This window comes from Vibrio sp. 10N.237.312.B06, from assembly GCF_041464685.1.
In the GTDB taxonomy this organism is placed as follows: domain Bacteria; phylum Pseudomonadota; class Gammaproteobacteria; order Enterobacterales; family Vibrionaceae; genus Vibrio; species Vibrio tasmaniensis_A.
On record NZ_JBFSPI010000137.1, the window covers coordinates 1 to 7084 of the forward strand.

The 7084-nt window shown below is 41.4% G+C and carries 7 protein-coding genes; 2 read left to right on the forward strand and 5 right to left on the reverse strand.

Going from position 1 to position 7084, the window contains the following annotated elements:
- The first annotated feature begins 136 nt into the window (after positions 1-136).
- On the forward strand, positions 137-796 hold the full coding sequence (locus AB6C75_RS22250; protein ID WP_269334687.1) for a PilZ domain-containing protein: 660 nt from the start codon (positions 137-139) through the stop codon (positions 794-796).
- Between the two features lie 129 nt (positions 797-925).
- Here the strand turns inward: AB6C75_RS22250 and luxQ are convergent, their stop codons facing one another.
- The 5 genes from luxQ to AB6C75_RS22275 form a co-directional block, all read right to left on the reverse strand.
- Positions 926-3499, reverse strand: coding sequence for a quorum-sensing autoinducer 2 sensor kinase/phosphatase LuxQ (gene luxQ / locus AB6C75_RS22255; RefSeq protein WP_372109292.1), 2574 nt, complete (start codon positions 3497-3499; stop codon positions 926-928).
- Positions 3499-4593 carry a substrate-binding domain-containing protein gene (locus AB6C75_RS22260; RefSeq protein WP_371702639.1) on the reverse strand — a complete coding sequence of 365 codons (1095 nt, stop codon included), beginning with the start codon at positions 4591-4593 and terminating at the stop codon, positions 3499-3501. The genes luxQ and AB6C75_RS22260 overlap by 1 nt, the downstream gene beginning before the upstream one ends.
- Positions 4594-4899: 306 nt before the next feature.
- Positions 4900-5214 carry a GIY-YIG nuclease family protein gene (locus AB6C75_RS22265; RefSeq protein ID WP_009845674.1) on the reverse strand — a complete coding sequence of 105 codons (315 nt, stop codon included), beginning with the start codon at positions 5212-5214 and terminating at the stop codon, positions 4900-4902.
- Positions 5215-5871: a YceH family protein gene (locus tag AB6C75_RS22270; protein WP_372109294.1), complete on the reverse strand. Its 657-nt coding sequence runs from the start codon at positions 5869-5871 to the stop codon at positions 5215-5217.
- Positions 5872-5934: 63 nt separating this feature from the next.
- Complete coding sequence (locus AB6C75_RS22275; RefSeq protein WP_009845676.1) at positions 5935-6135, reverse strand: hypothetical protein; 201 nt, start codon at positions 6133-6135, stop codon at positions 5935-5937.
- Between the two features lie 195 nt (positions 6136-6330).
- Between AB6C75_RS22275 and AB6C75_RS22280 the strand changes: the two genes are divergently transcribed.
- Positions 6331-6645, forward strand: a complete 315-nt coding sequence (locus AB6C75_RS22280) for a DUF496 family protein (RefSeq protein WP_004730049.1) — start codon at positions 6331-6333, stop codon at positions 6643-6645.
- The last annotated feature ends 439 nt before the right edge of the window (positions 6646-7084 follow it).

Genomic DNA, 7084 nt, shown 5'->3' on the forward strand with positions numbered 1-7084 from the left:
TAACTCTTTACCATGCTGTTCAAAAAACACTCACGAAAGATCAACACGCCCTAATTACTTCAATGAAACTAATGACATAGTTTTATCAGAGCGTTATATTATTTTATCAAACGGTCAATATTGTTTAGTAACGAATATGCATAAAGACAGAAGGTTAGAACTGTTCAGATACCTTAAACCAGGTACAAAAACAGTGGGTGTATTGGAGTTTGGCCTAGATGACTCAATCCAGATCAGCACACTTTATATCGGACACAAAGAAGATCAGTACCTTATACTTGAACTTTCAAAAAAAGCGACCGAAGCACTAACGCTAAGAAAGCTCATCAACGTTGATATTATTGTTCGTGCTATTACCGATACTGAACTTGGACACATTGTCGCGTTTAAGACGACTGTACTGGCCCACATCACCTCGCCAGCACACCTTATCTTCCTTCGCCCTCCCTCAAGCTTTGCGAACAAACCTATCCGTGAACATGAAAGGTATAAGATGCGTCTCAGCTGTGAAGTCACTGTTGATACTCTATCACTAGACGCCACTCTGGTTGATTTTTCAGCTTCAGGCTGCGGTATCTATCTTACTCAACAGTCAGATATCGATGTGGGTTGGAAGATAAAAGTAAATTCCAATGTAAATGAATATTTGGATGACAATCTGGTTTACACAGTGGTGAGTAAGAAAAGGCAAAAACAAGGCTGGCTATTAGGTATTCAGTTTCCTCAACAGCTAGATATGAGTGATGAGTTGAAAACGCTTCTGTTGGAACAAGCTTTTGTCACTGGCTCTATCTAAATACACGCTAACAGGAATACAGATACAAAAAGAGCTCTTACTCAGCTCGAAACCCGTAAAACTTATTCACTTTTATCAATTAGATGACACCATTTACAACCAGTTAAAGAGCACCATTTAATCTTCAGCTTAATGCTGAGTATCATCCCAGTACAATTGTTTGAAATGAACAAAAGCTTTGTGCAACGACGCTTCTTTTATCGGTTTTACGATCACGTAATTTGCTCCAGCAGCCATGAATCTATCTCTTGTTGACTCTTGAGCATCGGCAGTACACGCATAAATCGGAGCTGTTACGCCAATTTGCTCTCTTAGTTGCTCTGTGGTTTCAATCCCACCAAGATTAGGGAGTTGATTATCCATTAAGATAAGATCGTAAACCGTGCTTTTTGCTAGCTCTATCGCTTCCAAGCCACCTTTTGCCCAAGTAACCACCATCCCATACTTTTTGCAAAATGCCTGCGCGATAAAGGCGTTGGTGTGATTATCTTCCACTAGCAGCACTTTCAACGAACGATTAAACAGCGCCTCAGGCTCCATGTGGGCTTGTTTCTTAACGTCGACTAACAGAGGCTTGGAGTGTAACTCCACTGGGATTTCTATAATGAACTCAGACCCCTGATCTTTAACGCTTCGGACTTGAATGTCTCCCTCCAGCATATCGACAAGGTTCTTTACAATCGTAAGTCCAAGTCCTGTACCACCATACTCCCGAGTCGTCGTTTCTTCTGCTTGAACAAAAGGTTCAAAAATAGCATCGATCTTACTCTCATCAATACCGATGCCACTGTCTTTTACTCGAACAATCAAGCTAGCGTAATCAGTATTCAAGATACTTTCGATTTCAAAACTGACGGAAATACTGCCTTGATGAGTGAACTTAAGGGCATTGCTCAGTAAATTAAACATGATCTGGTTCAAGCGAACCTGGTCGGTGTGTATTTTGATGTCATCAACCAAGTGATTCACAATGGTGAACTCGACGGATTTATCCTCACAAAGTGGGCGATAGATGCTATCTAAGGTGTTAACTAACTCTCCTAAGAGGAAATCTTTCTTCTGAATATTAAATTGTCCCTGCTCTATCTTAGAGAAGTCCAAAATATCGTTTAGTACCGCCAGTAGATGTTCTGCACTATGGCAAAGTACATCAACCTGATCACGGTTATCTTCACTGTGTATTGAACGTTTAAGCAACTGAGAGACACCGAGAATACCATTCAGTGGCGTACGAATTTCGTGACTCATTTTAGCGAGGAAGTCTGCACGCACACTGGCAAGATGCTCTGCCTCTTCACGCGCTCGATCTGCCTGTCTTTCTGCTTCTATAAGTTTAGTAATATCTTGACCTTGCACCACCACACCGGTAATGCCGTGTTCAACTCGGATTGCAGACATGTTCCAGCGAAAAACCTTCTCGCCGATTGGCACGTTAATGCCCGTTAGTTTAGAGCCTTGAACCACCATCTGGATATTCGGCAACATACGGAGCTCAAACTCTCGAGCCATTGCACCATAGTTATCATCTTCATCAAATAGCGCCATACGAGCCGCTGGGTTCATCTGAATTAAGTCACCTTTTTCGGACCAAACCAAAATTGGAGAATGCGCAAAATTAAACAGATCTTGAAATTTTTGGTGTTGCTCAGATAAGCGCTCAAAAGTATCTTCCAACGTGCAGCCAATGTGGTGAAATTCGAAAATATTTGAACCATCAAACTTGCTGAACTCTTCATTACCACTTGCAGAACGAGTGAATTCCATTAACTTATCAAGTTCTGCCGCGACTCTTCTTTGAATCCAAGATCGCGCAAGGAAAGACATGATGATGATCACCACAATCATAACAATGATGGTACGTTCATAATTATCTTCGAGTGCAATGAGGTTAGTGTTTTTCTGGATCGCGCGAATGGTTAGGGGGGTTTCAACAGCATTGATCTTAATGGTTGCAATAGTGACGAAATGACGAGGTAGCTGCTCGTACATTTCATAGCTGAGGACGTCTTTTATCGTATAGCTTTCATCGCCACTGAATGTCGATGTCACCGGAGTACCATGCGCTTCAATAACGATATTTTCGCAATTGCTGCCTTGCTGGATAGATTCAGCCAATGAAAAATTGTTGTCGAGCACAATAGCGACATAAAGCTGCCCTAGAACTTCACCGGTTTTGTTATCAACAATAGGGGTTCGACGAGCCAACAAATGACGCTTGCCGATATCCGTAGCCAGCTGAATGAAGTGCCAGTTACTGCTAAAAGCGACCTCATCAGAAATATGTTTTAAATTGGACGTATCCAAACCATAGAACTGACCATTGCCATCTTCCCAAGCCAAACCGTTATAAGTAGAAACAAAGCGTAAGTCGGGAGCATGTTCCGGCTCGCGTTGGTCAACACCATAAAAAAAGTAGCTCAGAGCCTCTTCATTGTTGGTATCAAAATACTCCCTTAAAGTTTCACTGTGTGAGCTACTGTCTTGATGGATTTGCAGCACTGATAAGCGATAATCGAACATATTTTGGATCAAGCTAGAAGTTTGTTTAACCGTTCGATTCGTCTCTTGCTTAACGATCCTACTGCTTGTTTCGTAGTTATGAATAAGCACGCCAAGTGCCATCACGCCTATCACTAAAATAATGATACGCGTAATTAATTTGGCTAAAGTGTTCTTTGGTGTAATGGCGTAGCTTTTTTTCATTATTGGTCTGAGTACCTAAATGCTCGCTGCTTAAGTTCTAAAATACGATCTGGAGAATCCTCTTTAGTCACAATTTCAAACTCACCTGAATAAACGGTAGGAACTTCCAACCCTGTAAGATCCCATTTAATCGCCTCTGCCATCGCAATACCCGTATCATCATTCATGCGCATGACCGTAACATCTAAGTCACCCCTTGCTATAGCTTCCAATTCTGCAGAGCCGCCTCCCCAGCCATTCACTAATACATCTCGACCAGATTCTCGAATAGCTTCTGCTGCGCCCAGAGCAATATCAGTTGCACATGCATAAATAAAGTTTAGATCCTTATCGTTAGCAAGGCTGATTTTAGCTGCTTGGTAACCGCTCTCTTTATTTGACTTAGTGTAAAAGGACGACTTAAGAGCAAAGTTAGTATCAGAATTCACATCATGGATAAAGGTATCTCCACGAGCATCACTGATATAACCTTCAGAACGATATAACACAGAATACTTGCTGTCCGGTTCACTCACTTGTTTGAAGTAATCCGCTAGCTTTAAACTACCCGTCATATGGTCGAAACCCACGTACATGAATGGCTGCCTATCGGCCCATGCACGTACTGGTGTGGTAATATTTTGCAAAATCAACTTGGTGTCCGTTGAGCTCAACACATGTTCAATAAACTTACGGTGTCGCGTCGTCTCTAACGTAAAAATCAAATAATCCGTTTTATTTTCAATCGCTTCTTGCAAAGAGATACTCTGCTGAGAGGGGTTAGCATTATCACGAGTAAAAACCTGATTTATTTGATAATTAATTCTCAATTTATCTAGGCGTTTCTCAAAGGCTTGGATATTACGAACCCAATAATCAGAGATCTGTTGCCCCGGGTACACAACTGAAATGGTGATAGGTTCATCCTGAACTTGCCTCAATGGCATAGGGGGATTTTGCACAGCTTCAACCATTTTATCGGTCAATGCTTTTTGCTCTGGAAATTTGGTGAGGTAATCCTGATATTCCCAATAGCCATTCAGCACGTGGGTACCGTGGGAGAGAGCAGACGCAGAAAACACGGCAACTCCCAATAATATAAGTAAACGTTTCATATTTTTCTCGTTTTATATGAGCTACTTTGGCTCATTTTTTAACCTAGCATGACACCATCTCTTTGTATGGCTGAAAGATATTATGTAGGACAACGAGGATAAATGATAGCGTCTAATACTAATTGGTATGTCATTCTAAATGTGCAGTGTGTAAATTTGGAACAGAGATTAAGATTAATGAGTCCTAAGATAAAAACAACTCAATTAAAAACAAAAATACCACTATTTAATCAATAACCTAAAAGATCTCCTTGCAACAATTCACGCGACTAACATTCGGCCGAGAATTAGAATTCTAACGATGAGTTACGATACTGGAATATACTGAATTTTGTCTTGTTGCCACTCAATGATTAGTTTGAGTGATACTAATTTTTCCTTACGAGATTTGGGTAATTGTTTGATCGCGTATTCGGTTTTTAACGCCTCACTTTTTGACCCAACACCAATACTCCAAACCAACTTAAGTGGGCCTTTACCTTTTAAGGCTTTTGCACCTTTGCCCGTTTGATGTTGTTCGAATCGACGTTCTAAGTTATTCGTCACTCCACAATAAAGAGCATTGTGTCGATTGCGGATCAAATACACGACCCAATCCGCATTTTTGTCAGATTCCGACATTTAAAGCAGTGATTCAACCAGAGCCTTAAGCTCTGCCACTTCTTCACGTAGGCTCGCGACTTCTGATTCAAGTTCTTCAAACTTTTCACTGGATGCAGATGATGAAACAGCGCTTACTGATGCCGTCGCAAACGCTTCAATGTCTACTTCGCCGCTCAGTAAGTGTTGGTAGCGTGATTCTCGTTTACCCGCTTCTCGTGGTAACTTCACGACTAACGCACCCGCTTCTCTTGCCGCGAGTTTTTCGAGTATTGATTCAACCTCTTTCACATCGCTAAAGTTTGCAAGACGACCAGTTCGAGTACGAAGCTCACCCGGGGTTTGGGCCCCACGAAGCAGCATGCAGCAGATGATTGCACGCTCTTGCTCTTTAAATTGCAGATCACCAAATTCAGTGTTGCAGAAACGGTGCTGATACTTATTAACTCGGCTGTTGAAGCTGCTTTCATCGCTCACCATACGACGTCCGATCAAACCATCAACCGCATCTAAAACGTCTGACTCAGACAGAGAGAGCACAGGTTCACGGTTACTCTTTTGATTACAAGCCGTTGTTAAACTATTTAGTGTCAGTGGGTAATGATCTGGAGTAGTCACTTCTTTCTCGATCAAACAACCGATAATTCTCGCTTCAATTGGGGAAAGTACTGTGTTCATCGTTTTTCCTTTTTATTATTTTGATAATTCCATCTCAACATTTAACAATGCAGCCAGTTATGGCTAATGCTCAGACAAAATCGGTACTCGTTTCTTTCTGCCTTGTTCATCAATCATTATGATCTTAGAACGATTTAGCTCTATTTCCACGACTTCCAAATTAGTGCGCTCTTGTACATACGCATCACGAAGCTTATTTTGTTCTGCCGAAGATTCAACGACATCGTCGCCCAAATCTTCTGTTTCCAATTGTTGTTGATTCATTTCACATGTCGTATCAATGCAGTATCTAAATGGGATACTAACTTGAACGGTAAGATAAAAACAATCGTACGTTAGAGAGAGTGACGAATAATTAAACAACCTTACTTTTGCTTTGATCTAAATACTGTTACATCATCAATTGATGTGCTTTAATCAGAACCAGACAACGTATTTGACGATTAGGAAAAGGAATCTATGAGCAGCGTATTTGAAATTGTTAACCAAGCACGACGTAAGAACAAACTTAAGCGTGAACTTTTAGACAACGAAAAGAAAGTTCGTGACAACCGCAAGCGTGTCGACCTTCTTGATAACCTACTTGATTACATCAAGCCAGAGATGACTCACGACGAGATCCTAGGCATTATCAAAAACATGAAAGCTGACTACGAAGACCGCGTTGATGATCACATCATCAAGAGTGCAGAGATCTCTAAAGCTCGTCGCGACATCAGCCGTCGTATTCGTGAACTAACAGAAGAAGACAAGCAAACTCAAGGTAAGAAGTAATCTAACCTAAAGAATTTACTTGTAACAATGTTAGGGCGTGTTGACCTTTCGAGGTTAAATTTTGTTCGAGATAAAAGCGTTTTAATCGCGGCGAGGGGGAAGTAGCCTAGTCACTCTAAGCAAATCTCCCTCAACAAAGAGTAAAGCGCTTTTAGCCGAACCCTTCGGGCAGCGTTTGCTGGTCATTTCTACTGCGTTATCGGCTTCTCATGTAGGCTAGCTACACATCGACGCCTCTGTCTTGTATAAATACCCAGCAACTCGCTGCAAAAACCAGCTCGAAAGGTCAACACGCCCTCATAACCCACTCTTTGTAGTGGGTTTTTTTGTGCCTAAATTCCGGCGTCTATACTTAATCGAACGTAATATCCTTAGTGTACGTAAGTAACTAGGGCGTGTTGATCTTTCGTGAGTGTTTTTTGAACAGCATGGTAAAGAG